Annotated in this window: 22 protein-coding genes, 2 tRNA genes, 1 pseudogene and 1 CRISPR repeat array; of the genes and pseudogenes, 15 read left to right on the top strand and 10 right to left on the bottom strand. The window is 72.5% G+C overall.

Translation table 11 applies throughout. The features are described 5' to 3' along the window. The first annotated feature begins 126 nt into the window (after positions 1–126). Positions 127–666, top strand: a complete 540-nt coding sequence (locus tag H505_RS0131965; RefSeq protein ID WP_026405214.1) for a SigE family RNA polymerase sigma factor — start codon at positions 127–129, stop codon at positions 664–666. Between the two features lie 199 nt (positions 667–865). Further along, complete coding sequence (locus H505_RS52140; RefSeq protein ID WP_051301412.1) at positions 866–2,548, top strand: sigma-70 family RNA polymerase sigma factor; 1,683 nt, start codon at positions 866–868, stop codon at positions 2,546–2,548. A 6-nt stretch (positions 2,549–2,554) separates the two neighbouring features. Here the strand turns inward: H505_RS52140 and H505_RS0131955 are convergent, their stop codons facing one another. Next, the gene (locus H505_RS0131955) at positions 2,555–3,325 is read right to left on the bottom strand and encodes an SDR family oxidoreductase (RefSeq protein WP_026405212.1); all 771 of its coding nucleotides are present in this window, start codon (positions 3,323–3,325) and stop codon (positions 2,555–2,557) included. A 78-nt stretch (positions 3,326–3,403) separates the two neighbouring features. Here H505_RS0131955 and H505_RS0131950 point away from each other — a divergent pair, with 78 nt between their 5' ends. From H505_RS0131950 to H505_RS0131940, 3 genes are all read left to right on the top strand, one after another. Next, positions 3,404–4,015, top strand: a complete 612-nt coding sequence (locus H505_RS0131950) for a TetR/AcrR family transcriptional regulator (protein WP_026405211.1) — start codon at positions 3,404–3,406, stop codon at positions 4,013–4,015. An 81-nt stretch (positions 4,016–4,096) separates the two neighbouring features. Then, positions 4,097–4,693, top strand: coding sequence for an RNA polymerase sigma factor (locus tag H505_RS0131945; protein WP_034520892.1), 597 nt, complete (start codon positions 4,097–4,099; stop codon positions 4,691–4,693). Then, positions 4,686–5,717: a CU044_5270 family protein gene (locus H505_RS0131940; RefSeq protein ID WP_245592679.1), complete on the top strand. Its 1,032-nt coding sequence runs from the start codon at positions 4,686–4,688 to the stop codon at positions 5,715–5,717. The genes H505_RS0131945 and H505_RS0131940 overlap by 8 nt, the downstream gene beginning before the upstream one ends. A gap of 8 nt (positions 5,718–5,725) precedes the next feature. On the opposite strand, the gene H505_RS0131935 is transcribed toward H505_RS0131940, so the two are convergent. Beyond that, a complete protein-coding gene (locus H505_RS0131935) occupies positions 5,726–6,478 on the bottom strand; it encodes a MerR family transcriptional regulator (RefSeq protein WP_026405208.1) in 753 nt (250 codons plus the stop codon). A gap of 86 nt (positions 6,479–6,564) precedes the next feature. Between H505_RS0131935 and H505_RS0131930 the strand changes: the two genes are divergently transcribed. Further along, a complete protein-coding gene (locus H505_RS0131930) occupies positions 6,565–7,596 on the top strand; it encodes an adenylate/guanylate cyclase domain-containing protein (protein ID WP_051301413.1) in 1,032 nt (343 codons plus the stop codon). A gap of 43 nt (positions 7,597–7,639) precedes the next feature. On the opposite strand, the gene H505_RS0131925 is transcribed toward H505_RS0131930, so the two are convergent. The 3 genes from H505_RS0131925 to H505_RS0131915 all read right to left on the bottom strand — a co-directional run bounded on the left by H505_RS0131925 (position 7,640) and on the right by H505_RS0131915 (position 9,744). Further along, entirely contained in the window at positions 7,640–8,071 is a 432-nt protein-coding gene (locus H505_RS0131925; protein WP_026405206.1) for an SPW repeat protein, read from the bottom strand. 119 nt (positions 8,072–8,190) lie between these two features. Continuing rightward, positions 8,191–9,084, bottom strand: coding sequence for an NmrA family NAD(P)-binding protein (locus H505_RS0131920; RefSeq protein WP_026405205.1), 894 nt, complete (start codon positions 9,082–9,084; stop codon positions 8,191–8,193). Positions 9,085–9,147: 63 nt separating this feature from the next. Next, positions 9,148–9,744: a TetR/AcrR family transcriptional regulator gene (locus tag H505_RS0131915; RefSeq protein ID WP_026405204.1), complete on the bottom strand. Its 597-nt coding sequence runs from the start codon at positions 9,742–9,744 to the stop codon at positions 9,148–9,150. Positions 9,745–9,853: 109 nt separating this feature from the next. Between H505_RS0131915 and H505_RS0131910 the strand changes: the two genes are divergently transcribed. Further along, the gene (locus H505_RS0131910) at positions 9,854–10,675 is read left to right on the top strand and encodes an SDR family NAD(P)-dependent oxidoreductase (protein ID WP_026405203.1); all 822 of its coding nucleotides are present in this window, start codon (positions 9,854–9,856) and stop codon (positions 10,673–10,675) included. Here H505_RS0131910 and H505_RS0131905 read toward each other — a convergent pair. After that, entirely contained in the window at positions 10,653–11,294 is a 642-nt protein-coding gene (locus H505_RS0131905; RefSeq protein WP_026405202.1) for a TetR/AcrR family transcriptional regulator, read from the bottom strand. The genes H505_RS0131910 and H505_RS0131905 overlap by 23 nt on opposite strands. Positions 11,295–11,355: 61 nt before the next feature. Between H505_RS0131905 and H505_RS0131900 the strand changes: the two genes are divergently transcribed. Beyond that, positions 11,356–12,738: a serine hydrolase domain-containing protein gene (locus H505_RS0131900; protein WP_026405201.1), complete on the top strand. Its 1,383-nt coding sequence runs from the start codon at positions 11,356–11,358 to the stop codon at positions 12,736–12,738. A gap of 41 nt (positions 12,739–12,779) precedes the next feature. Beyond that, positions 12,780–13,580 carry an SAM-dependent methyltransferase gene (locus H505_RS0131895; RefSeq protein ID WP_026405200.1) on the top strand — a complete coding sequence of 267 codons (801 nt, stop codon included), beginning with the start codon at positions 12,780–12,782 and terminating at the stop codon, positions 13,578–13,580. A gap of 129 nt (positions 13,581–13,709) precedes the next feature. Here H505_RS0131895 and H505_RS0131890 read toward each other — a convergent pair whose 3' ends face one another. Next, positions 13,710–13,979: a hypothetical protein gene (locus H505_RS0131890; protein WP_157433212.1), complete on the bottom strand. Its 270-nt coding sequence runs from the start codon at positions 13,977–13,979 to the stop codon at positions 13,710–13,712. Between the two features lie 241 nt (positions 13,980–14,220). Between H505_RS0131890 and H505_RS45655 the strand changes: the two genes are divergently transcribed. Then, entirely contained in the window at positions 14,221–15,171 is a 951-nt protein-coding gene (locus tag H505_RS45655; protein WP_064743754.1) for a Ppx/GppA family phosphatase, read from the top strand. 6 nt (positions 15,172–15,177) lie between these two features. On the opposite strand, the gene H505_RS50315 is transcribed toward H505_RS45655, so the two are convergent. Beyond that, on the bottom strand, positions 15,178–15,318 hold the full coding sequence (locus tag H505_RS50315) for a hypothetical protein (RefSeq protein WP_157433211.1): 141 nt from the start codon (positions 15,316–15,318) through the stop codon (positions 15,178–15,180). Positions 15,319–15,623: 305 nt separating this feature from the next. On the opposite strand from H505_RS50315, the gene H505_RS49470 reads away from it, so the two are divergent. Then, positions 15,624–15,785, top strand: coding sequence for a tyrosine-type recombinase/integrase (locus H505_RS49470; RefSeq protein ID WP_084551052.1), 162 nt, complete (start codon positions 15,624–15,626; stop codon positions 15,783–15,785). Between the two features lie 213 nt (positions 15,786–15,998). Here the strand turns inward: H505_RS49470 and H505_RS0131865 are convergent. Beyond that, positions 15,999–16,071, bottom strand: a tRNA-Arg gene (locus H505_RS0131865). A gap of 182 nt (positions 16,072–16,253) precedes the next feature. Here H505_RS0131865 and H505_RS0131860 point away from each other — a divergent pair. Continuing rightward, complete coding sequence (locus H505_RS0131860; protein ID WP_026405198.1) at positions 16,254–16,685, top strand: hypothetical protein; 432 nt, start codon at positions 16,254–16,256, stop codon at positions 16,683–16,685. A 143-nt stretch (positions 16,686–16,828) separates the two neighbouring features. Beyond that, positions 16,829–16,917: transfer RNA gene (locus H505_RS0131855), tRNA-Ser, on the top strand. 4 nt (positions 16,918–16,921) lie between these two features. On the opposite strand, the gene H505_RS45650 is transcribed toward H505_RS0131855, so the two are convergent. Next, complete coding sequence (locus H505_RS45650; protein WP_051301411.1) at positions 16,922–18,460, bottom strand: site-specific integrase; 1,539 nt, start codon at positions 18,458–18,460, stop codon at positions 16,922–16,924. Positions 18,461–18,652: 192 nt separating this feature from the next. Then, a CRISPR array of direct repeats spans positions 18,653–21,363; the repeat unit is 28 nt; unit sequence GGACCATCCCCGCGGGTGCGGGGCCGAC. A 131-nt stretch (positions 21,364–21,494) separates the two neighbouring features. Here H505_RS45650 and H505_RS45645 point away from each other — a divergent pair. After that, on the top strand, positions 21,495–23,501 hold the full coding sequence (locus tag H505_RS45645) for a CRISPR-associated endonuclease Cas3'' (RefSeq protein WP_341849578.1): 2,007 nt from the start codon (positions 21,495–21,497) through the stop codon (positions 23,499–23,501). 102 nt (positions 23,502–23,603) lie between these two features. Then, positions 23,604–23,777, top strand: a pseudogene (locus tag H505_RS52135) (IS5/IS1182 family transposase); the annotation flags it as partial.

Raw genomic sequence — 23,777 nt, 5'->3', positions numbered from 1 at the left:
AATATATGAATTTTGTAGGCCCAGAATTACGATCTTCGTGCGATCGTCAACTGTACCGGGAGTTCGCGCGGTCCAAGATCCGGAAAGGCGGCCGGGCGGCTCCACAACCCCTGGTCCGGTGGTGAGTTGAGCAGGACGCGGCATGAGGAGTTCCGCGACTACGTTGCGGAACGCGGGCCCGCGCTGCTCCGTGCCGCCATGCGGCTGACCAGTGATCGCGCCGAGGCCGAGGACCTCCTCCAGGCCGCCCTCGCCAAGACGTACCTCGCGTGGGACCGCATCCAGGATCGCGCGGCGATCGACGGCTACGTCCGGCGGGCCATGGTCAATACGCAGATTTCCTGGTGGCGCCGTCGCAAACTCGACATTTACCCCACGGATGAACTCCCGGACCGGCCGGTCGACGATCACACGCGCCGCAGCGAAATGCGGGACGCGCTCGGCCGCGCGCTCCGCCGGCTGCCCGAACGGCAGCGGCTCGCCGTAATGCTCCGCTATTACGAGGACATGTCCGAGGCGGAGATCGCGGAGGTGCTCGGCGTCAGCGTCGGGACGGTCAAGAGCACCGTCTCGCGGGCCGTGGCGCGGCTCCGCGACGACGACGCCCTCGGCGACGACTTCCCCGGGATCCCGCCGCAGCGGCCGGATCGGCCCGGCGGTCCGTGAAGCGCATTCTGACCGCGAGTCAGAGTCCGCGTGATCACGCAGGGGCGTGATCGGTGACCCTCAGGTCATCGTTAATGGTGATTTCGGGGTTCATGTGGCCTTCCGGGGGTCGACGGGTGTATGCAAGGTGGGCCGATTGTCCGGACGACCCCCTGGGGGGCGGACTCCCATGCCGGTGCCGGGAGCTTGAATGCCGAGGTTGTCCCCGTCCGCTGACGCGTCCGACCGGAAGCTGGTCAAAGGGCTGAACGAGGGCGACGAGTCGGCCCTCGCCACGGTCTACGACGAGTACGGCGAGCGCATCTACGACTACGTACTGTCGATGCTGGGGGACGGGAAGGCCGCGGCGCGGATCGTCCACGACACCTTCATCGACGCCGCCCGCCGCGCCCCCCGGATGCGCGACCACCTCCACCTCGGGTCCTGGCTGTACGGCGCGGCGCGCCGCCGCTGCATCCGCCGGGGACGCGTCAAGGACCTGTACTGGGAAAGGGACGGCGAATTCGCCGAGGCGCCTTTCCTGGATCGTGCCGACATGCCGGACGCCGCCGATCTGCCGCCGTCCGAAGAACTGCACGATCTCCTGCGCGCGTCCCTCGCCCACCTCGACCCGGTCGACCAGGAGATCGTCCTGCTCGCGTTCCGGCACGGCCTGCCGCCCGCCCGGCTCGGCGCGGCGCTGGGGCTGCCGGCCCGCCGCGCGGCCGCCCGGACGCGGGCCTGCCGGGCCGAGTTCGAGGCCGCGCTCGCCGACGAGGTGCGCCGCGCCGCGCACGACTGCGCGTCCCGCCCGGTGGCCCCCGAACCCGAGCCGGAGCCGGAGCCGGAGCCCGCGAGCGTCGCCGTGCTCGCCGCGGCGGCCCCCGAGCCGGACGTCCCGGACGTCCCCGAGGAACCGGACGTCCCGGCAGCGGGGCCCGCGCGTCCCGCCGCCCGCCCGGCGCGGCCGTGGCAGGCGTTCCGGCGGCGCGCGGAGTCCGCGGGCGCCGCGCCCGACCCGGCCGCCGACGCGCACGCCGCCGGGTGCCCGGACTGCCGCCGCCGCGCCCGGGTGCGCGCCGTCCCGCTGCTCGCGGCCGCGCCCGCGCCGGTGCTGCCCGCCGCGCTGCGGCACCGCGTCATGCACACCGCGACCGACCCGGAGCTCGCCGCGCACCGCGCGGACATCGCCGCGCGCGGCGGCGCCCTCACCCCCGACGGCCTGCCGATCCAGCCGGACGTCCCGTCGCCGTTCACCCGCCGCTGGCTGTTCACCGTCGGCGGGATGGCGGGGGCGCTCGGGGCGGCGCTGGTCGCGGTGGTCGCGATGGGGCCGGGCATCGGCAGCGGGACGCTGTCGTGGCCGCCGTTCGGCACCGAGCCGCAGCCGTCGATCACCCGCCCGTCCCCGTCGCCCGGCGCGGGCGGCGGCGACCGGCCGTCCGGTCCGGCGGGCGGGTCCGGCGCGGGCGGGCCCGGCGGCCTCCAGCCGCCGCCCATGAACCCGCAGACGCAGCCGGACTCCTCGTCGCCCGCGGAGTCGCCGTCGCCGAGCGCGCCCGCCTCGCCGAGCGCCCCGGCGTCGCCGACGCCGGACCCGCCGCGGGAGCGCGGCGTCCTCGTCGTCAACCCGAACAAGGTGCAGCTGAACGGCGGCACCAAGACCGCGAGCGTCAGCCTCGCCGCCGAGGACGGCCCGGTGCAGTGGACGGCGATGTCCTCGACGAGCCAGCTCGAGCTGTCGCAGATGCAGGGCGGCATGCCCGAGGACGGCACCATGCAGCTGACCGTCACGCTGCGCACCGCGCTGATCGGCCTGCCCGGCACCGGCAAGCTCACGTTCACCGACTCCGAGGGCTTCCCGCACGTCGTCGAGGTGGAGTGGGGCCTGACGCTGCTCTGACCGGTCCTAGATGCGGACGCCGCCGGTGGCGTCGACGACCTGGGCGGTCACCCAGCGGGCGTCGTCGGACGCGAGGAACGCGGCGATGCCGGCGATGTCGTCCGGCCGCCCCACCCGGCGGAGCGCGGCCTGCGCCGACCACTCGGCGTCGGCGTCGGCGTTCCCGCGCAGCCAGTCGGCGTTCATGTCGGTGTCGACGATCCCGGGGGCGACGGTGTTCGCGGTGATGCCGCGCGGGCCGAGCAGCTCGGCGAGGTTGCGCGTGAAGACGTCCAGGGCGCCCTTGGTGGCCGCGTAGCCCATGATCGACGGCATCGCGAGCCGGGACGCGCCGCTGCCGATGTTGATGATCCTGCCGCCGTCGCGGAGCCGGGGCAGCGCCTGCTGGACGATGAAGTACGGTGCGCGCACGTTGACCGCGTAGACCCGGTCGAAGGCGTCCTCGGTGGTCGCCTCCAGGTCCGCGAAGAGCGTTTCGCCCGCGTTGTTGACGATGATGTCGACGCCGCCGCCGGGGACGTACTGCTCGATCTCCTTGTCGAAGGCGTCCCAGAGGCGCCGGGCGTCGCCGTGCTCGCCCAGTTCGGCCCGGATCGCGAACGCGCGCCCGCCGTCCGTCCGGATGCGCTCGACCAGGTCGTCCGCGGCGGCGGCGTTCCGCGCGTAGGTGATCGCGACGACGGCACCGTCGCGCGCGAGCCGCTCCGCGATCGCCCGCCCGATGCCGCGCCCGCCGCCGGTGACCAGCGCGACCTTGCCGTCCAGTGCCTTGCGCATGAGCCCGCTCCTTTGTTGATCGATCGCTCAAGAAAGGACCGTAGCACAATTATTGAGCGAGCGATCTACAATGGGGTCATGGCAGAGCGACGGACCACCCGAGGACGGCCGCGCGGCTTCGACCGCGACGAGGCGCTGCGGCGCGCGCTGGCGCTGTTCTGGGAGCGCGGCTACGAGGCCACCTCCGTCAGCGACCTCACCGCCGCGATGGGCATCCGCCCGGCCAGCCTCTACGCGGCGTTCGGCGACAAGAAGTCCCTGTTCAAGGAGGTCGTCGACGCCTACGGGCGGCTCCCGGCCGGGACGTACATGGCGGCGGCGCTCCGCGAGGAGCCCACCGCCCGCGCGGCGTTCGCCCGGATGCTGCGGGACGCCGCCGTCCACCAGTCCGGCACCGCCGCGCACCCGCCCGGCTGCCTGGTCATCACCGCCGCCACCAACGTCACCGCCGAGGACGAGGAGATCGCCGGGTTCCTGCGCGGGATGCGCGACGCGAACAAGGTGAAGTTCCGCGACCGCCTCCGCGCGGCCCGCGACGCGGGCGAGCTGCCCGCCGACGCCGACTGCGACGGGCTCGCGGACTACTTCGCCGCGGTCGTCCAGGGCATGTCGCAGCAGGCCCGCGACGGCGCCACCGAAGCCGACCTGTCCCGCATCGCCGACCACGCCATGAACGCCTGGCCCGCGTAGAAGCCGGGCCGGAGCTCAGGGGAACCCGGGGGGAGCGGGACGGCAAGTACGGGTGTCCGACCGCAGAGCGAGAGGCCCCCCATGAGCATGGACGGTGACGATGCCTCCCATATCAGGCGTTCCCAGACCGAGCCCGAGGCGTTCGCCGAGATCTTCCGGCGGCACGCGCCCGGCCTGAAGCGCTACGCGACCCGCCGGCTCGGCGCCGACACCGCCGAGGACGTCGTCGCCGAGACGTTCCTCGCCGCGTTCCGCCGGCGGCACCGCTACGACCTCGACCGCCCCGACGCGCGCCCCTGGCTGTTCGGGATCGCGACGAACCTGATGAAACGCCACGTCCGCACCGAGGTGCGGCAGTTGCGGACGCTGCACCGCACCGGCGCCGACCCGGTCGCCGAGCCGTTCACCGACCGCAGCGACGAGCGCGTCAGCGCGCAGGCCGCCGGCCCGCGGATCGCCGCCGCGCTCGCCGCGATGCCGAAGGGGCACCGCGACGCCCTGCTGCTGTTCGCGTGGGGCGGCCTCTCGTACGTCCAGGTGGCCGAGGCCCTGGGCGTGCGGCTCGGGACGGTCCGGTCCCGCATCAACCGCGCGCGGCGGAGGCTGCGCGCCGAACTCGGCGAACCCGATCTCTCCCCCCGCCTCGCGATCATGCCTGAGGAGCCCGTCCATGACTGAGATCGACCGTCTCGTGGAGTTCCGCGCCGAGGTCCCCGAATCGCCCGAGCTGGACGCCGAGGAGGCGCGGCTGCGGGCGGCCATCGCCGGCGAGCGCGGCACGGCCGCCGGGGGAGCCCGGCGCCGGTTCCGGCTCCGCGGCCGGACGGCCCTCGCCGGGGCGCTCGCCGCCGGCGCGGTCGCCGCCGGGGCCGTCATCGCGGCGGTGGACGCCCCCGCCCCCGGCGCGCCGGACCCGATCGTCCGGACGATGCCGGTGGCGCACGTCCGCGTCCTGCAGCAGGCGGCGGACCGGGCCGCGGACGCGCCCGAACTGCACCCGAAGCCGGGGCAGTTCCTCGTCATCGAGTCGCGGATGATGAACACCGCCGAGGACAACGGCGCCGACGGGCAGGTCCGCTACCTTTACCGGGAAGAGCGCACCCTGTGGGCGCCCTACGAGGGCGACTCGACCCGCGCCGTCCTGCGGACCACGGTCCTGCCGCCGAAGCAGTGGCCCGGCCGGCCGCTTCCGGAGGCGGCGCGGCAGGGGGTCGGCGAGACCAGCACCGAGAAGGCCGCCGACTTCGACGGCAGGGCCGAGTGGCTGCGCACCGACTACGCCTACCTCAGCAAGCTCCCCACCGAGGCGGAGGGCATGTACGCGCACCTCTACACCGGGCTCGGGACGGGCCGGGAGGCGGACGCGCAGGCGTGGCAGAACCTCGGCGGGATGCTCACCGAGGCGTACATGCCCGCCGCGCAGCGCGCCGCCCTGTTCCGTGCCGCCGCCGCGATCCCCGGCGTCACGACCGTCGGGAAGGCCGTGGACGCCGCCGGACGGACGGGCGTCGCGGTCGCGCTGGACGTGCCGGGCACCGGCATCCGCACCGAGTACATCTTCGACCCCGACACCTACGACTACCTGGGCGAACGCGGCGTCGTCACCGACGCGGCGCGCGCGCAGGCCCCGGTCGGCGGCGTCCTGGCCGCCACCGCGCAGCTCAGCGTGCGGGTCGCCGACGCCCCGCCGCCGGTGAGCTGACCTCCCGGTCAGCTCTGGGTGGGCTGGTTGCGGACGGTCTCCAGCCGGTCGCCGAGGGCCTCCTGGACGCGCGCCTCCATCGCCCGCGCGATGAACGGGTCGACGACCATCTTCACCAGCGGGCGCATCCGCCGCACGACCGCCGCGACCTCGGCGACGTCCTCGCCGCCCGGTCCGGGCCGGTCGAGCCGGTCGAACACGTGCTCCTCGACGAGCCCGACGAACCGGCCCGCGATGATCTCGCAGTCGTCCCGGATCTGCGCGGCGATGTCGAGGACGGCGTCCAGGGGGATCCCGGCGGCGACGAGCTCGGCGCCGACGTGCAGGAGCCGCGGGCTCGGCACGCGGTAGCCGTCGCCGTCGGGCTCGATGAGGCCGAGCTCGATCGTCCGCTCCCGGAACCGGGCGACCTCGTCCTCGTCGAGGCCGGCGCCGAACAGGTCGACGAGTCCGGCGTCGGTGGCGGTGCCGGGCAGCTCGTCCGACCACGGGTCGGTGAGCACCTTCTCCAGCCCGAGGACCTCGCCGACGTCCTTGCCGGTCTGCCAGGCGGCCAGCAGCTCCTTGATGATCGCGAGGGTGTAGCCGCGGGCGAGCAGCTTGCCGATCAGCCGGAGCCGGGCGAGGTGGGTGTCGTCGTAGAGGCCGACCCGGCCCTGGAGGCGCGGCGGCGGCAGCAGGCCCCGGTCCTGGTAGGCCCGGATGTTGCGGACGGTGCTCCCGCCGACCCGCGCCAGCTCGTCGATTCGGTACTCGGCCATCCCCACCCGCCGGTGTCGTCCGCCTTGACCGGCGTGATCTTACTCCGCCAGTATCTGTGACATCGAACGATGACAAGGTGGCGCCGATGGCGGAACCCCGCGTGCCGGACGACCGTATCCGCGACGACCGCATCCCGGACGACATCGAGGAGACGCTCCTCGGCGGTCCGCTGCACCTCACCCGCCGCGAGGTCGAGGACGCGGCGGGCCTGTCCGGCGACCTCGCGGTGCGGATCTGGCAGGCGCTCGGCTTCCCCACCCCGCGGGACGACGAGGTCGCCTTCACCGACGGGGACGTGGCGGCGCTCCGCGAGATCCGCGACCTCCTCGACGGCGACCTCGTCGACGAGGAGATGGTGCTGCAGCTCGTCCGGGCCGTGGGGCAGACGATGGGGCGGCTCGCGAGCTGGCTCGGGGACGTGTGGCTGCTGCGGCTGAGCGCGCTCCTGCCGCCGGACGAGCCGGTCACGGCCGACCTCGTCGTCACGGCGCTCGAGTCGACCGAGGAGCTGCGGCCCGCGTTCGAGCGCCTGCTGCTGCACGGCTGGCGGCGGCAGCTCGCCGCGGCCGGGATGCGCGCCGCCGCGGGGACCGCCGCCGCCCGCACCGACCCCGCGGCGGGCCTCGCGCACCTCGCCGTCGGGTTCGCCGACGTCGTGTCGTTCACCCGGCTCAGCCGGAAGCTGGACGCGGACGAGCTGGCGGCGTTCGTCGAGCGGTTCGAGTCCGCGGCGACCGAGGTCGTCGTGGAGGCGGGCGGCCGGATCGTGAAGACGCTCGGCGACGAGGTGCTGTTCGTCGTCGCGGAGCCGGCGGCGGCCGCCGAGGCGGGGCTGCGGCTCGCCGAGCGGTTCGCGGCCGAACCGGGCTTCCCGGACGTCCGGGTGGGGCTGGCGTTCGGGGAGGTGGTGCAGCGGCTCGGCGACGTGTTCGGCACCCCGGTCAACCTCGCCGCGCGCCTCACCGCGACCGCCTACCCGGGCGCGGTGCTCGCCGACGGCGGGCTGGCCGAGGCCCTCGACCCGTCCCGGTTCGACGTGTCGGCGCTGCGGCCCCGGCCGCTGCAGGGCCTCGGCCGGGTCCGCCCCCGCCTGCTGCGCCGTCCCCGGAAAGGGTGAACCGGGCCGGAGGCCCCGGCCCGGCCCGGTCCGCGTTCCCGCGTCAGCCGCGCCTGCGCATCATCGCGACGCCCATGGCCGCGAGGCCCAGGCACACCGCGAGGGCGCCGGTGACGACGTTCGTCCAGATCGTGCGCGTCGTCGCCTGGTCCCCGGCGATCACCCACGGGGCGACGATCGTCCAGACGCCGATCACCGGAACCACCCAGGCCATGCCGTGGGTCCGCGCGAAGTTGGCGGCGAAGCCGGCGGCGAGCAGCGCCAGCGCGATCCCGATGACGAGGTTGTTGACCGCCAGGTTCGTGAAGCCCGAGAACCCGACGATCCACGGCGACACGGCCAGGAACAGGCCGGTGAGGACGATCAGTCCGTCCGTCCCCTGAGCGGCGGGCGTGGCGGACGCGGCCTCGTACCGGGCGCGCATCTCGACGATGTCGGGATGGTGCTCGATGCCGCTCGTCGACCGAGTGGTCATGGTCCCTCTCCTTTCCGCTCGTAAGGGTCGCGGGATCTCTGTTACCGCCCTGCCGGTCGGCACTCCCCCACAAAGGGGAAGATTCGCCCATTTCTTGACATATGACCTTCGCGGGGCCGTCAGCCGACCGCCGCCCCGACCAGCGGGCGCAGGGTCGTCCAGGCCCAGGCGGCGAGCGTCGTCGGGGTCGTGGTGACCACGTCGCGCCGCTGCTCGGGGACGAGGTCCCGGGTGCCGGCGGCCATCCCGACGATCCCCTCGACGGCCGTCGGGTGCAGGCCCGCCGCCCCGAGCGCCGCGCGGACGTCGTCGTCCCGGACCGCCACGGTCCGCACGCGGCGGCCGAGCACCTCGGTCAGCACCTCGGCGACCCGCGCGAACGAGAGGTCCTCCGGCCCGTGGACGGCCTGCACCGTGCGGCCCCGCCAGGCGCCGTTGAGCAGCCGCGCGGCGGCGACGTCGCCGATGTCGCGCGGGTCCGCCCACGGCATCGGCGCGTCGGGCGCGAACGCCGTCGTGAGCTCGCCGCGCGCCAGGCCGTCCAGGTCCTGCAGCAGGTTGGTGAAGAAGTAGGCGCAGCGCAGGTGCACGGCGTCGGCGCCGGCGGCGTCCAGCGCCTCCTCGATCCGCGCGAGGCCGTCGATGTGCCCCGCGCCGCGCCGCAGCTCCGCGCCGACGCTGCTGAGCAGCACCACCCGCTCGACGTCGCCCGCGCGGACGGCGTCCACCAGCCCGGACGCCGTCCGCGCGGACGTCTCGACCGGGTCGGGCGACGTGTGCGGGGTGGGGTCCACCCAGAACACCGTGCGCGCCCCGGCGGTCGCCTCCCGGACGAACGCGGCGTCGGTCAGGTCGCCCCGCCGGACGTCGACGCGCTCGCGGGTCGCGCCGTCCAGGCGTCCCGGGTCGCGGACCAGGACCCGCGGCCGGACGCCCGCCTGGAGCAGCAGCCGGACGACGCGCGACCCGACGCGCCCGGTCGGGGTGGTGACGGCGATGTCATCGGTGGTCATCGAGGTTCCTCCTTCGGCTCGGCGCCCACCGTACGGACGAAGGAGGTCAGGTTCTGGCCTCGTTCAGGGACGGAACGCGCGCAGGGTCGCTTCCACGAGCGCGTCCGCGTACTCCGGGGTCAGCGGCCCGGACCGGTACAGCCAGCGCTGCGACAGCGGGGCGTAGAGCATTTCGAGCACGAGATCGAGGTCGGCGTCCGCCGCGAGCTGGCCGGCTTCCTGCCCGCTGCGCAGCCGCGCCTTCTTCGCCTCGTCCACCGGTCCGGCGAGCTTCTCGCGGTACTGCGCGGCGAGCTCCGGATCGTTGATGATCTCGGTGCCGAGCGCGCGGATCGGCGCCTCGAACCCCGGGTCGGCGAACTCGGCGGCGGTCGCGCGCAGGACGGTCTTCAGGTCGGCCTCCAGGTCGCCCGTGTCCGGCAGCGCCATCCCGCCCTCGGCCTCCTCGCTGAGCGCGAGGAACGAGTCGAAGATCACCGCGCCCTTGGACGGCCACCAGCGGTAGATCGTCTGCTTGCCGACGCCCGCGCGCGCGGCGATCGCCTCGATCGAGGTCTTCGCGTACCCGACCTCGGAGATCAGTGCGCGGGTGGCGTCCAGGATCGCCCGCCGCGACTTCTCGCTGCGGCGGCTCCGGTTCGGCGTGGTGTCGCTGGTCATGGGCGCAGGCTAGCACGAGACGAGACGGTCCGTCTTGACGTCTGCCGCACCCTGTGCGCATACTGGCGGTGCATCGAGACGAACCGTCTCGTCTAACAAGGAGGCTCCCATGACGATCGCCCGAGCATGGTTCATCACCGGCGCGTCCCGCGGCCTCGGCCGCGCGTTCACCGAGGCCGCCCTCGCCGCCGGGGACCGCGTCGCGGCCGCCGCCCGGGACGTCGCGCCCCTCGCCGACCTCGCCGCGCGACACCCCGACCGCCTGCTGCCCGTCGCCCTGGACGTCGCCGACCGCGCCGCCGTGTTCCGTGCGGTCGACGAGGCGAAGGCGGCCCTCGGCGGCCTCGACGTCGTCGTCAACAACGCGGGCGGGATCCTGTACGGGATGGTGGAGGAGGCGACGGAGGAGCAGGTCCGGGCCCACCTCGACGTCAACTTCTTCGGCGCCGTCTGGGTGTCGCAGGCCGTCGTCCCGCACCTGCGCGCCCAGGGCTCCGGCCGCCTCCTCCAGGTCACCTCGATGGGCACGAGCGGCGGCATGGCGTCCGTCGGGTTCTACGGCGCCGGCAAGGCCGCCCTCGACTCGCTCGCCGAAGCCCTCGCCATGGAGGTCGAACGCTTCGGCGTCCACGTCACGGTCGTCCAGATGGGCGGCTACGACACCGGGCTGTTCACGAAGGGCATGACGATGACCGAGCCCGACCCGGCGTACGCGTCCCTCCGCGCCGAACTGGAGGAGATGTGGGGCGACGACGCCGGACCCGACCCGAGCACCGCCGCCCCCGTGATCATGCGGCTCGCCGAGCTCCCCGACCCGCCGCGCCGGCTGATCGTCGGCGGCCGGTCGTTCGACCAGGTCCTGGAGCTCGACCGGGCCCGCACCGGGCTGTACCGGGAGTGGGAGGAGCTCAGCCGGCTGGCCCCCGGCTGACGTACTGGCGGCACTCCCCGGTGAACACGGCGGCCAGCTCCGCCCGGACGATCGACGCCGTCAGCTCGGCGGAGACGTCCCGGTCGCGGTAGACCTGCACGGCCAGGCCCTCGGTGACCGCGGTCAGCCGCACCGCCGCCGGCCACGGGTCCAGCCCCGGATCGACCTCCCCGCACTCCTTGCCGTTGCGGACGGCCCGCGCCGCGTCCCGCCGCAGTGCCCGGGCCGTCTCGGCGTCCACGCGCGCCAGCTCGGGGGAGTCCAGGGCGCGGCCCGCGAACGCCCGCGCGACCCGGAACTCGGTGCGGCGCGTCTCGTCCAGCGGGACCAGCTCGGTCAGCGCCTCCGCCATGACGTCGGCGATCGGCCGCCGATGCTCGGCGCCGTCCCGCACGTGCCGCTCGATCCGCTCCCGGATCCGCGCGCTGACCTGCATAAAGGCGTGCAGCAGCATCGCGTCCTTGGTGCGGAAGTAGTGCTGGACGAGCCCGACGGAGATGCCCGCCGCGGCGGCCGTGCGGGCGACGGTGACGGCGTCCAGCCCCTGGTCGGAGATCAGCTCGCAGACGGCGAGGCCGATCTGGCGCCTGCGCGCCTCGTGGTCGGCGGTTCTCGGCACTTGATTACCGTACCAGCATACGGTAAAAACCGTATCTCCATACGGTTATCCGAGGAGCACCATGCGCATCCGCGTCATCGCCGCACTCTCCGCCGTCCTGTGCACACTGGCCGCCCCCGTCCACGCCGAACCCGCCCCGTACGCCGAACTCGACGCCTACGTCCGCGACACCGTGCGGGCCCCCGGCGTCTCCTACGCCGTCGTCGGCCCGGACGGCCCGCTCCACCGGGGCGCGTGGGGCACCGACGGCCGCGGCGACCGCGTCACCCCCGGCACCCCGTTCCTCTGGGGCTCGGTCGCCAAGCCGGTCACCGCGACGGGCGTCATGGCGCTCGTCCAGTCCGGACGCCTCGGCCTGGACGACCCCGTCGCCGAGCACGTCCCCGAGTTCGCGTTCGACGAGCGGGTGACCGTCCGGCACCTCCTCGGCCACACCTCCGGCCTCCCCCCGTCGACGGTGTTCGAGGTCGCCGACTGCCACGCCGCCGACTGCCCGCGCCCCGCCGCCCGCCTCGCCGCCCTCGACGACGCCGACCCCCTCGGCCCGCCCGGCACCGAGTACGCCTACGCGAGCACGAACTACATCGCCCTCGCCGCCGTGGTCGAGTCGGTCACCGGACGTCCGTTCGCCGCGTACATGCGCGAAGCGGTGTTCCGCCCCACCGGCATGGACGGCGCCATAGCCGACACGGAATCCGCACGCCACCTGGCGCCGGGCCACCAGTACCTCTGGGGCATCCCCACGGCAACTGCCGGCGAGTACGACCCGCACGGTGCCGCCTACGGCTACATGGGCGGCGACCTGGACGACCTCGCCGCGTTCGCGTCGTCCCAACTGCGCGACGACTCGATACTCAAGCCCGAATCCCTGCAGCAGATGCGTAAAGAGTCCAAGCCCGGAACCGGCTACGGCCTGGGCTGGCGCGTAGGCGGACTGGACACGCCCCTCCAGAACGCCATCTGGCACACCGGCGGCACCCCCGGCTACTCCGCGATGCTGTTCCTCCTGCCCGAACGCAACGTCGCGCTCGTCCTCCAGCAGAACCTCTACGGCCTCCTCCAAGACGGCAGCGTCATGCAGGTCGGCTTCGGTGCGGCCCGCATCCTCGCGAGCGGCGAACCGGGCGACACGCCGTCCGCGACCGTCCACCACGCGACCGTGTGGGGCCTCACCGCGCTCGCCCTGGCGCTCCTCCTCGCGACCGCCCGCTCGGTCGCCGTCGCCCGCCGCCCCCGCCCGTCCCGCCTCGCCACCGCCGCCTGGTGCCTCGCCGGACTCGCCCCGTCGCTGCTCCTCGCGGGCGTCGTCACCCTCATCGACCTCCGCCGCCTGTGGGCGTGGGTCCCCGACGCCACGCTCGCCCTGTGCGTCGCCGCGGCCGCCGGCGCCGCGACCGCGATCCTCCGCACCGTCCGCGCCCTCCGCCCGGACGAGCGCGCCTAGGATGATCGGCGAACCCTGAGGAACCAGGACGGGCGAGGCACATGACCGACCAGCCGCCGGCGGAACTCGACTTCGACAAGCCCACCATCGCCCGCGCCTACGACGCGCTGCTCGGCGGCACGGACAACTTCGCCGCCGACCGGGCCCTCGCCGACCACGCCGTCCAGCACATCCCCGGCCTGCGGGAGTCGGCCGTCGAGAACCGCAGGGTGCTCGTCCGCGGGGTCCGGTACCTCGCGGCCGAGGCCGGCATGGACCAGTTCCTCGACCTCGGCAGCGGCCTCCCCACCATGGAGAACACCCACCAGGTCGCCCAGCGCGAGAACCCGGACGCGCGCGTCGCCTACGTCGACATCGACCCCCTCGTGGCCGTCCAGGGCCGCGCGCTCCTCGCCGAGAACGGCCGCACCACCGTCACGGTCGGCGACGTCCGCGACCCCGCCGCCGTCCTCGCCGACCCCGCGGTGGCCGGCCTCCTCGACTTCTCCCGCCCCGCCGCCGTCATGCTCGTCGGGATGCTGCACTACCTGTCGCCCGACGTCGCCGGCGACGTCGTCGCCGCCTACCGCGACGTCCTCGCCCCCGGCAGCCACCTGTTCATCACGTCCCTCGTCGACACCGGCCTCCCGCACCAGCGGGACCTCGCCCGCATCACCCGCGAGAACCTCGAGGAGGGCTGGGCCCGCACCCCCGCCGAGATCGAGCACCACTTCGGCGACTTCGCCCTCGTCGAACCGGGCGTCACCTACACCGCCCTGTGGCGCCCCGACACCCCCGTCGACCCCGGGAACCTCGCCCCCGGCGAACAGCTCGGCATGGCAGGCATCGCCCGCAAACCCTGACACCTCACCACGGGAACCGCCGCGCCCAGGCAGTGGTGCGGCCCGCGCCCACCGCGGGAACGGCTCCGCACCTCAACGTCTCGAGCACCTCCTCCGACGTCCAGTGGAAACGCTGACGTCGCGACAAGGTCAACAGCTCTTCAGCGCCGCATCCATGACCGGGTCCTCCGCCCGGTGGATCCGCATCCACTCCCCGGCAGGCGGCGGCTTCACCCCGTGGCTCGCGAGGCACGCCAGGAACTCGCTGTCCTCCACCACCGGGATCCGGACGGCCTCGTCCGGCCCGAGCAGCGGAGCGCACGCCTCGACGGCCGGCAGCATGCGCTCGTCGTCGCGCTCGTCCTCCGGCAGCCGGATCCCGCGCTGCTGCAAGCACCCGCGGAACCCCTCCATCGGCACGCTGCTCTCCGGCGTCGGCCCCGATGCGACGGGAGGCTGAACCACCTCGCCCGTGCACCCGGCCAGAAGCCCCACGACAAGCCCCAGCCACACCACACGCATGCCGCAAACCGACCACAGAACCACGGCCACGCAAAGCCCTGGCCACCAAAAGGACAGGGATGGACACGCCCGCATGGGGTAAAGCGCGGCTATGCGGATCGGTGTTCTCGACGTGGGGTCAAACTCCGCGCATCTCAACGTGGTGGATATCGACCCGGGCGACGCCCCCCGGACGGTCGCGACGGTCAAGCACCCGACACGCCTGGCCGAGGCGATCGACCGCGACGGCGCCGTCCCCCCGGAAGCGATCGGACGACTGGTGCGCGCCGTCGCGAGCTCGGTGCACGCCGCCACCGCCCACGACATCGACGAACTGATCGCGTTCGCGACCTCGGCGGTGCGCGACGCGCCCAACCGCGAGCAGATCGTGGCCCGCGTCGCCGCGGCGACCGGCCTGCGCCTCGGCTCCCTCACCGGCACCGACGAGGCCCGCCTCGTGTTCGCCGCGGCCCGCGCCTGGCACGGCTGGTCCGCCGGCCCCCTCCTGGTGGCCGACATCGGGGGCGGATCCCTCGAAATCGCCCACGGCTCCGGCGACATCCCCGAGACGGCGCTCTCCCTCCCCCTCGGCGCGGGCCGCCTGACCCGCGAGCACCTGCCGGGCGACCCCCCGTCCCGCAAGCACGTCCGCCGCCTGCAACGCCACGTCCACGAGCACCTCCGCGACGCGACCACCGGCCTCCGCCCCGCGAACGCCCTCGCCGTCGGCACGTCCAGGACCTTCACCCAGCTCGCCCGCCTCACCGGCGCCCCCCGCCGCAAGGCGGGCCCGTACGTCAAACGCGAACTGAAGCGCAAGCGCCTCCGAGCCCAGATCCCCGTCCTGGCCGCCACCCCCACCGCCGAACGCGCCGAACTCCCCGGGGTCTCCCGCCCCCGGGCCCGTCAGATCCTCGCGGGCGCGATCACCGCCGAGGCCGTGATGACCGTCCTCGACCTCCCCCGCATCCGGATCTGCCCGTGGGCCGTCCGCGAAGGCATCGTCCTCCACCGCCTCCAAGCCCTGCGCGGCGCCCCCGACCTCGACCTCACGCACCTCACCTGGACGAACCCCCGCGCGCGTCCCCTCCGGATCGTCCCCGCACTCTGACGGGCGCTACTCGAAGTCGTCCGGACTCAGGTCCTCGAGCCGCCCCCCGCGCAACCCCTCGGGCGCGGGCACCGACTCGTCGATCGACCCCGTCGGCTCCTCGACCTCGTCCCGCTCGTCCACCGGCTCCGGCCGCTGCTCGCTCATGACTCCTCCCAACACCGCCAGCCCCCCACTACCCCGCAACCCCCCACAACCCACCCAACACCCCCCCAAGACTCAGGCACCCGACACCAAAGCCAGAATTCACTGGTCAGCGGTCGACTGGGGCGCGGGCACAATCCGGCTCACGCACGTGGTGTAGCGCATCAAGACCCGTGACAAGACGAACGGCGAGAAGACTCGGCTCGTCGTCGGGGAGTTAGAGACGCACAAGTCACGCCGGACGCTCGTCCTCACTCCGGAACCTGGCCAAGCTACGCAGGGGCCACGCTCGTCAAGCCGAAGCGAAGATGGCGGCCGAGGAACTGTGGAAGGAACACAAGCAGATCTTCACGACCGAGGTTGGCACGCCCATGGACCCCGACAACTTCTCGCACACCTTCTCCAAGCTCGCGCAGCGTGCCGGGCCCGGTCACTGGCACCCGCATGATCTACGGCACTCGGGCGCCTGATGCTCGCGGGGGACGCCGCTGCACGTCGTCTCCGAGATCCTCGGGCACGCGAACATCACCATCGGGACCTCTACGGTCACATCCTGGTGGACGACAAACGTGCGGCGGCCGAACGATGAGCGGGGCGCTCTTCGAAGCATGATCGCTGTTGGCGGCTCCCATGCCCAACGCAAAAGGCCCCTCCCATGACCGGAAGGGGCCCCTCACCTGCTGCGCACCCGTAGGGATTCGAACCCCAAACCTTCTGATCCGTAGTCAGATGCTCTATCCATTGAGCTACGGGTGCCTGCCGGTGATTACTGTACCGGGTCCTCGGGGTGCTCCGCGAATCGGTTCGGCGGGGAGCCGGACGTGACGCGGGTCACGGAACCGTTCGTGGCGGTCAGGCGCCGAACCTGTAACCGAGACGGAAGTGACCTGCGCGGTCTACCCTCGTCCGAAGCTCAAAACCCCCTAGAAGGAGCAAACATGCGCATGTCTGCCACCAAGCTGGTCGGCGTCCTCGCCGTCGGTGGCGCCCTGTTCACCTCCACCGCCTGCGGCCCCCTGAGCTCCATCGCCGGCGGTGGCGCGAAGGACGAGGCTTGCAAGAACATCGAGACGGAGCTGCGCGGCATCGCGTCCAGCAGCCCGTCCTTCACCGGCGGCGGCGCGGAGCAGACCGCCGACAAGTGGATCGACGCCGCGTCCACGATCCGCAGCGAGGGCCAGAACGCGGGCGGCGACGTCGAGTCCGCCGCCTCCGCCTTCGCCGGGGACCTCGAGACGGTCGCCAAGAGCCTCAAGGAGCTGTCCTCGGGCAACATCTCGGGTGGTGCGCCGAACATCAGCCAGATGCAGCAGCACGGCCAGGAGCTCGGAGAAGCCTGCGGTTACTCGGGCTTCCGCCTGGGCGGCTGACGGTGACGACCTCCGCTCCCGCGGCCCCGGGAGCGGATTGTCCCCGCATGCGGAGGTTCCGGGCTATGCTTTCAGTGACCCGGGCTCAGGCTTTGCCGGTCGGCACGCCGAACCGGTAGCCTGTCCTGTGCCCGAGGGCCACTGGAGGATTCGCCTAGTCCGGTCTATGGCGCCGCACTGCTAATGCGGTTTGGGTTCACGCCCATCCGGGGTTCAAATCCCCGATCCTCCGCCGGTTAACCAGCGGTCTTTCCGATGTCTAGATCATCGGGAGGGCCGCTGGTTTTGCGTTGGGGGGCCGATGGGGGGCCGACGCGGCGGGGAACCACCGCTGCGGCCGCCTCGGCGGCCTCCTTGAACACCTCCGGAATCACCGAGGTGTAGACGTCAGCCGTGAACGACGATCGGGCATGCCCGAGCGTCTCGCTGACCACCTTCATCTCGACACCCGCGGCGAGCGAGAGCGTGGCTGCCCCGTGGCGCAGATCGTGGAAGCGAATGGGCGGAAGCGGCCCCCCATCGAGCGCCGCTCGAACTTTTTCCTCGCCGACCCGATGCCGACTGGCGATCTGACCGAGGCCCCACCCTTCGACCTCACGCCGACGCCTGATGGCGCCGTACTGGGTCACGAGGAGCTCGAACCTCTGCGAGATCCACTCTGGCCGGAGCGGGGTACCGTCCGGCCGCGTGAACACCAGCCCCGAAGCCGTCCATGCCGGGCCGGCCGCGAGTTTCTCCTCCTTCTGCTGCGCCCTCCACGCACGCAGGTGCGCGACGGTCGCTGAGTCGAGCGTGACAGCCCGGTCGCCTGCATCCGACTTGGCGTCCTCCAGGTCGTCGTCGGGCCTGGTCTCACGGATGGTGAGGAGCCCTGCGTCCAGGTCGACATCGCTCCAGGAGATTCCAGCCACCTCGGCTCGTCGCAGGCCCCGGAACGCGACGAGGTGGAAGAGCGCGTACAGACGCTCCGACTCGTGGATGAAGTCGAGGAAGGCCCCAGTCTGAGTGGGGGTCCACACCATGACCGGTGCAGGGATCTTTCCGTCCTCTTCCCACTGCGCGACCCGCGCCGCCGTCCACACCAGCGGTTTGCGACGCGGCAACCGTGGAAGCTCGACGTGCTCCACAGGGTTGTGAGTGAGATACTTCTTCTTCACCGCCGCACCCATCGCCGAACTGAGCACCGCATGGATGCGTTTGATGCGGGCGGGCGACAGCGGCTTGGTCTGCTTCTTCCCCCGCCGCTCACCCGGTGCGAGCTTCTTCACCGAGTCGGCACGTGCCTCAACGAGCCGACGCAGCATTTCACTGCGTTTCTCTCCTTCCGCCTGCGGCCGGTTGATCTTCAGCATCGCCGCATAGAGCTCGCTCGCGTGACGATCCCGCAGGTCGACGAGCCGCAAATGCCCGAGCCCTGGCTTGTGGTAGAGCTCGACGGCCTCGCGGTAGCTGCTGAGGGTGGAGCTCTTGAGATCGACCTTGCTGTTGATCCACCGATCAAGCCACTGACCGACCGTCATCTGTCGGTCCGACGCGTGCCCGTCGACTCCCAGCTTGGCAAGCTCCTTGACGAGCTCCGCCTCGGCGTCCTCCTTGGTCTTGAACGGGCCCACCCGCGGCCGGCGCCGCTTCCCGTCGGCAGACGGTGGAGCCTCATACCGGAACCACCAGGACCCGTGCCCCTTCTTCTTGATCTGCGGGCAGTTGGTGTCGTACCGCTTCCCCGTCGCCGGGTCGGTACAGCGACACCGCTTGAACACAGCCCCCTTCAACACGCCACCCCCTCTTGACGACTGGTTGGCTTCATTGCAACACAGAGAGTAAGAACCGCTGCTTGCGCAACGTCCTGGGGAGCCAAGGTCCCAAGGGCACCGCTTCGGGTTGCCCTGTCTATGTGGCTTGAGCCATCCCCGCGGTCACGATCTCGGACGCCAACTGACCGGGTGGCCCGCGACGCCCGCGCCTACGGACCATCTCCGCCGGTGCAGGGCCGACACCATCGTGCGGGCCCAGGCCGCCAAGTGGTGCGGACCATCCCCGCGGGTGCGGGGCCGGCAGGGTGAACGGCGTCCGGATCTCGATCACGCGTGGACCATCCCCGCGGGTGCGGGGCCGACGGGAACACGCTCGATGGTGACCGTGTGGTCGCCGGACCATCCCCGCGGGTGCGGGGCCGATCGGTCCGCGCGCGCCTGGTCCTCCTCGCGCTGCGGACCATCCCCGCGGGTGCGGGGCCGACACGGCGCCCGACGGGGCTGGTTCTCTCCACGGGGGACCATCCCCGCGGGTGCGGGGCCGACCGCTTGCGGTCGTCTTCCTCGTCCGTGTCGCCCGGACCATCCCCGCGGGTGCGGGGCCGACCCCGTCCACGAGCAGGAGGGCACGGCCTCCGGGGGACCATCCCCGCGGGTGCGGGGCCGACGTCCTGCTCCTGGCCCTCGCGCGCGGCCTCGAGGGACCATCCCCGCGGGTGCGGGGCCGACCACCGCTGGGTCGTCAAGGTCGTCCTGCCCCAGGGACCATCCCCGCGGGTGCGGGGCCGACCTGGTCGCCGGTGAGGCGCGCGTAGTACGCGGCGGACCATCCCCGCGGGTGCGGGGCCGACTGCTGCACCGTGACCTCGCGGTCCCGCTCCAGCGGACCATCCCCGCGGGTGCGGGGCCGACCACGCCAGAGAAGACAGGACCAGTCCATGCGCAGGACCATCCCCGCGGGTGCGGGGCCGACCACACGTCCGCGTGGGAGAACCGCCGCTCCAACGGACCATCCCCGCGGGTGCGGGGCCGACTCCGGGCCGGCCTCGTGCGCCGGCCGGGGCCTGGGACCATCCCCGCGGGTGCGGGGCCGACTTCGCCCCGGCCTCCTCGGCCATGGCCACGATCGGACCATCCCCGCGGGTGCGGGGCCGACGGTGGCGACGTCGGACGCGATGGGGACGTGGAGGGACCATCCCCGCGGGTGCGGGGCCGACGCCAGCTCGAGGCGGGTGGCGGGCCAGTTGGGGGACCATCCCCGCGGGTGCGGGGCCGACGCCATCCCCGCGGCCGCCGCCGCGACCGCCGCGGGACCATCCCCGCGGGTGCGGGGCCGACTTGATGCCCTTCGCCGCGGCCTCGGACCCGGCCGGACCATCCCCGCGGGTGCGGGGCCGACGAACAGACCTTCGACGTTGCCCGTGAGGGTCAGGGACCATCCCCGCGGGTGCGGGGCCGACGAGCCGCTGCCCGCGTCCGACGACCGGGTCGCGGGACCATCCCCGCGGGTGCGGGGCCGACGAGTAGCCGCCGGACGTGCCGGCGTCGGTGGTGGGACCATCCCCGCGGGTGCGGGGCCGACGAGCCGCTGCCCGCGTCCGACGACCGGGTCGCGGGACCATCCCCGCGGGTGCGGGGCCGACGAGTAGCCGCCGGACGTGCCGGCGTCGGTGGTGGGACCATCCCCGCGGGTGCGGGGCCGACGAGTCCAGGAACCCCGGCCCGGACATCTCGAGAGGACCATCCCCGCGGGTGCGGGGCCGACATCAGCATCGTCTGCGGCTGCTTGACCCACTGGGGACCATCCCCGCGGGTGCGGGGCCGACTGGTCGGACACCCTGTCCGGGCTGAAAGAGCAGGGACCATCCCCGCGGGTGCGGGGCCGACGGCATCGAGGTGCTCCAGCGCGGCCTGGACGGCGGACCATCCCCGCGGGTGCGGGGCCGACACGGTCATGAGCGCGTCGACCTCGGTGGCGAACGGACCATCCCCGCGGGTGCGGGGCCGACCTCCGTCCGGCGATCACGCCGGTGCTGCGCGGGGGACCATCCCCGCGGGTGCGGGGCCGACGCGCCGGGTCGGCCGGCGGCGGTGATGGCCCACGGACCATCCCCGCGGGTGCGGGGCCGACGGGCGCCGGCGTCGCCCTGCACTGGACGCCCTCGGACCATCCCCGCGGGTGCGGGGCCGACGTCGGGCGGGACGCGACGCGCCAGCGGACGGGCGGACCATCCCCGCGGGTGCGGGGCCGACTGGCAGGCGACCGGTCATGGGGAGGTGTCGCCGGGACCATCCCCGCGGGTGCGGGGCCGACCCCTTCTGGGTGTTGAACCCGGTCGCCTGCCCGGGACCATCCCCGCGGGTGCGGGGCCGACCACGGGCGGACACGGCGCGCCGTTGACCTGCGAGGACCATCCCCGCGGGTGCGGGGCCGACCGGCCCGCAAGGTCGGCGTGGAGACGACCTCGGGGACCATCCCCGCGGGTGCGGGGCCGACCACGGGCGGACACGGCGCGCCGTTGACCTGCGAGGACCATCCCCGCGGGTGCGGGGCCGACCGGCCCGCAAGGTCGGCGTGGAGACGACCTCGGGGACCATCCCCGCGGGTGCGGGGCCGACGCCGGTCGCCGTGGGGGTCGGGGGGGCGGGTTCGGACCATCCCCGCGGGTGCGGGGCCGACGCCCCGGACCGTTCACACGGTCCGGGGCCGGTCGGACCATCCCCGCGGGTGCGGGGCCGACCGTTGCGCTCCGAGGGACTCGTGGTGGCGACCGGGACCATCCCCGCGGGTGCGGGGCCGACGGCGCCCGGTCGGGCGCGGTCGGGTCCTAGTCCGGACCATCCCCGCGGGTGCGGGGCCGACGCGGCCGTCGGGTCGTTGTCGATCCACCCGCCCGGACCATCCCCGCGGGTGCGGGGCCGACACTTGCTGACCTGGGACGTTAACACAGGCAACACTGTTTTTCATTTAGTTGGATTTCACAACCCACGGCGTTCGTCCACCAATCAATGACGTCGAACCTTGGAGCGACGCGGCCGTCGCAGCGTTTTGTCGGTGGGGCCAGGTACTTTGCCGGCTGTGACGAGCACAGTCCCTGGACACGGCGGTCAACCTCCCAGCGCTGCAACCGACCCTAATGCGCTCTCACCGCTGGGGGCACTCTGGGGGAAGAGCGCCAGCAGGGGCGGAGGAAGAACCAACCTGTTGCTGCAGCACCTGCTCGACACCGGCGCGGTCGCCGAACTCATCTGGGATCACTACCTGTCACCATCGCTTCGTCAGGCCGTAGATGACATCGCAGGTTTCGGTAAGGGGCGCCGATTCTTCGCGTGGTTGTGCGGGGTCCATGACTTCGGTAAGGCGACTCCGGCATTCCAGCACCTGGATGATGCCGGAGCCGCGCTTGTGCTTCGAGCCGGTCTGTCCTGGGATCAACGCGTGGTCCGCCAGCATCGCTGGAGACACGATCGGGCGGGTGGGTATCTCATTCGCGGGCACCTCTCGCAGGCGGGTTGGTCGGAAACCAGCATCGACTGGGTGTGGCCCCTGATCGCTGGGCATCATGGCTTGTTCCCCACCATGGGGGCGGCGAGCGGCCCCCGGGCGCGGGGTGCCCTCAAGGGCAAGGGTCCGAAGTGGGAGGCGGCTCGACAGGAGTTGCTGGACGCTTTCACGACGGCATTGGGCTTCGACGATGTCGCCAGCGTCGAACCTGCTTCTTTCCCGAACCGAGCGGTGCAGTTGCAGTTGAGCGGGTTCGTGGTGATGGCGGATTGGATCGCCAGCGACCAAGAACATTTTCAAGGCGTTGACTCATTCGCGCAGGTCAGCGTGCAGGGCGCTCGGCACCGCGCGGAGCAGGCGTGGAAGCGGTTGGGCCTGCGGGGCGGCTGGGGTGAACTGGCCGATCCAGGCAAGGATGTTTTCCGGAGGCGTTTCGGTGAGAATCCTCGGGATTCGCAGACGGTGCTGGCGGAAGCTGCCGCGCAGATGGGTGCGCATGGCCTGATCGTGGTCGAAGCGCCTATGGGTGAAGGGAAGACCAAGGCCGCCTTGGTGGCTGCCGAGGTGCTTGCTGCCCGATGGGGGATGGACGGCGTCTTCGTAGGGATGCCCACGCAAGCGACGTGCGATCCGATGTTCGTCAATGTCAGGTCTTGGGTTGACGCCATCGCGCCTTCGTTGGCTTCGCAGGTAGCGCTCCTGCACGGCAAGCGAATGTTCAACAAGCAGTGGCGGGAGCTGTTCAAGGACGAAGACCTCCGGCCGGATGACCGGTTCACCAGTGTGGACGAGGACGAGTTCGGCCTCGAAGACCCCTTTGGAGCTTCTGGTGGGCCGTCTGCGGATGTCGTTCCAGAGCGGAAGGCTCCTGCGGAGTGGTTCATGGGCGCAAAGCGTGGCCTGCTGAGCCCCTTCGTGGTGGGGACGATCGACCAGTTGCTATTCGCCGCCACCCGCACCAAGCACGTCATGCTGCGGATGGCGGGGCTCGCCGGCAAGGTCGTCGTGTTGGACGAGGTACACGCCGCCGACATCTACATGTCGCAGTTCCTGGCGGAGGGGCTGCGGTGGTTGGGGCAGGCCGGAGTCCCTGTGGTGCTGCTTTCGGCGACTCTGCCTCCCGCGCAACGACGGGAACTGATGGCTGCATACCTGGCAGGGACCGGGGCTTTCGGCACTGAGACGTCTGGGCTCTCGGCTGTACCTGAACCCACGGGTTATCCGAGCGTGACGGCTGTGTGGCGTTCCGGGCAAGCGGTGCGCCATGTGGTGCAGGCCAGCCGATCCTGGCGCTCGGACCTGCAGGTGGCGGTCGAAATCCTTCCCGAGCCGTTCGACGAAGCGGCAAACGCTTCAGGAAGATCTGCTGAGGACGAGCAGGTGGCGTCTCTGCTTCGAGAGCGCCTCGTTGACGGCGGGTGTGCCCTGGTGATCCGAAATACGGTGAAACGGGCTCAGCAGACGTTCGTTTCTCTACGCGAAGAGTTCGGTGATGAGGTCCGTCTGCTTCATGGGCGGCTCAGTGAACCTTTTCCAGCAGCGTCCGACGGTGCGTGATCACATCATGATCGCGGGCGGTGTGGCGGGCCCTGGAACGTAAAGAAGCCCTGGTAGGACGGGTGGTCTCTCACCACCGCCCGATCCCACCAGAGGCTTCACATGCTTTTCTACCGTTCTTCGCTGCCGTTGTCGCGTCAGACGCTGCAGTACGTGACCGGGGTCGTCGGCCGCCACCGCAAGCAGGCCGGCAGCAAGGGCCGGGCACTGACGGCGGGCATGCAGGCGCTGATGACGCTGGCGTACTTGAAGAAGGGCGAAACGTTCGCGCAGCTC

This window comes from Actinomadura rifamycini DSM 43936, assembly GCF_000425065.1.
GTDB lineage: Bacteria > Actinomycetota > Actinomycetes > Streptosporangiales > Streptosporangiaceae > Spirillospora > Spirillospora rifamycini.
Note: the sequence above shows the minus strand (reverse complement) of the source record. Positions and strands in the feature narration are given on the sequence as shown.

Coding starts and splice junctions, on each gene's coding strand:
- H505_RS0131955 (WP_026405212.1), bottom strand. CDS start 3,325: ATGCGCAAGGCACTGGACGGCAAGGTCGCGCTGGTCACCGGCGGCGGG.
- H505_RS0131950 (WP_026405211.1), top strand. CDS start 3,404: ATGGCAGAGCGACGGACCACCCGAGGACGGCCGCGCGGCTTCGACCGC.
- H505_RS0131945 (WP_034520892.1), top strand. CDS start 4,097: ATGAGCATGGACGGTGACGATGCCTCCCATATCAGGCGTTCCCAGACC.
- H505_RS0131940 (WP_245592679.1), top strand. CDS start 4,686: ATGACTGAGATCGACCGTCTCGTGGAGTTCCGCGCCGAGGTCCCCGAA.
- H505_RS0131935 (WP_026405208.1), bottom strand. CDS start 6,478: ATGGCCGAGTACCGAATCGACGAGCTGGCGCGGGTCGGCGGGAGCACC.
- H505_RS0131930 (WP_051301413.1), top strand. CDS start 6,565: ATGGCGGAACCCCGCGTGCCGGACGACCGTATCCGCGACGACCGCATC.
- H505_RS0131925 (WP_026405206.1), bottom strand. CDS start 8,071: ATGACCACTCGGTCGACGAGCGGCATCGAGCACCATCCCGACATCGTC.
- H505_RS0131920 (WP_026405205.1), bottom strand. CDS start 9,084: ATGACCACCGATGACATCGCCGTCACCACCCCGACCGGGCGCGTCGGG.
- H505_RS0131915 (WP_026405204.1), bottom strand. CDS start 9,744: ATGACCAGCGACACCACGCCGAACCGGAGCCGCCGCAGCGAGAAGTCG.
- H505_RS0131910 (WP_026405203.1), top strand. CDS start 9,854: ATGACGATCGCCCGAGCATGGTTCATCACCGGCGCGTCCCGCGGCCTC.
- H505_RS0131900 (WP_026405201.1), top strand. CDS start 11,356: ATGCGCATCCGCGTCATCGCCGCACTCTCCGCCGTCCTGTGCACACTG.
- H505_RS0131895 (WP_026405200.1), top strand. CDS start 12,780: ATGACCGACCAGCCGCCGGCGGAACTCGACTTCGACAAGCCCACCATC.
- H505_RS50315 (WP_157433211.1), bottom strand. CDS start 15,318: ATGAGCGAGCAGCGGCCGGAGCCGGTGGACGAGCGGGACGAGGTCGAG.
- H505_RS49470 (WP_084551052.1), top strand. CDS start 15,624: ATGGCGGCCGAGGAACTGTGGAAGGAACACAAGCAGATCTTCACGACC.
- H505_RS0131860 (WP_026405198.1), top strand. CDS start 16,254: ATGCGCATGTCTGCCACCAAGCTGGTCGGCGTCCTCGCCGTCGGTGGC.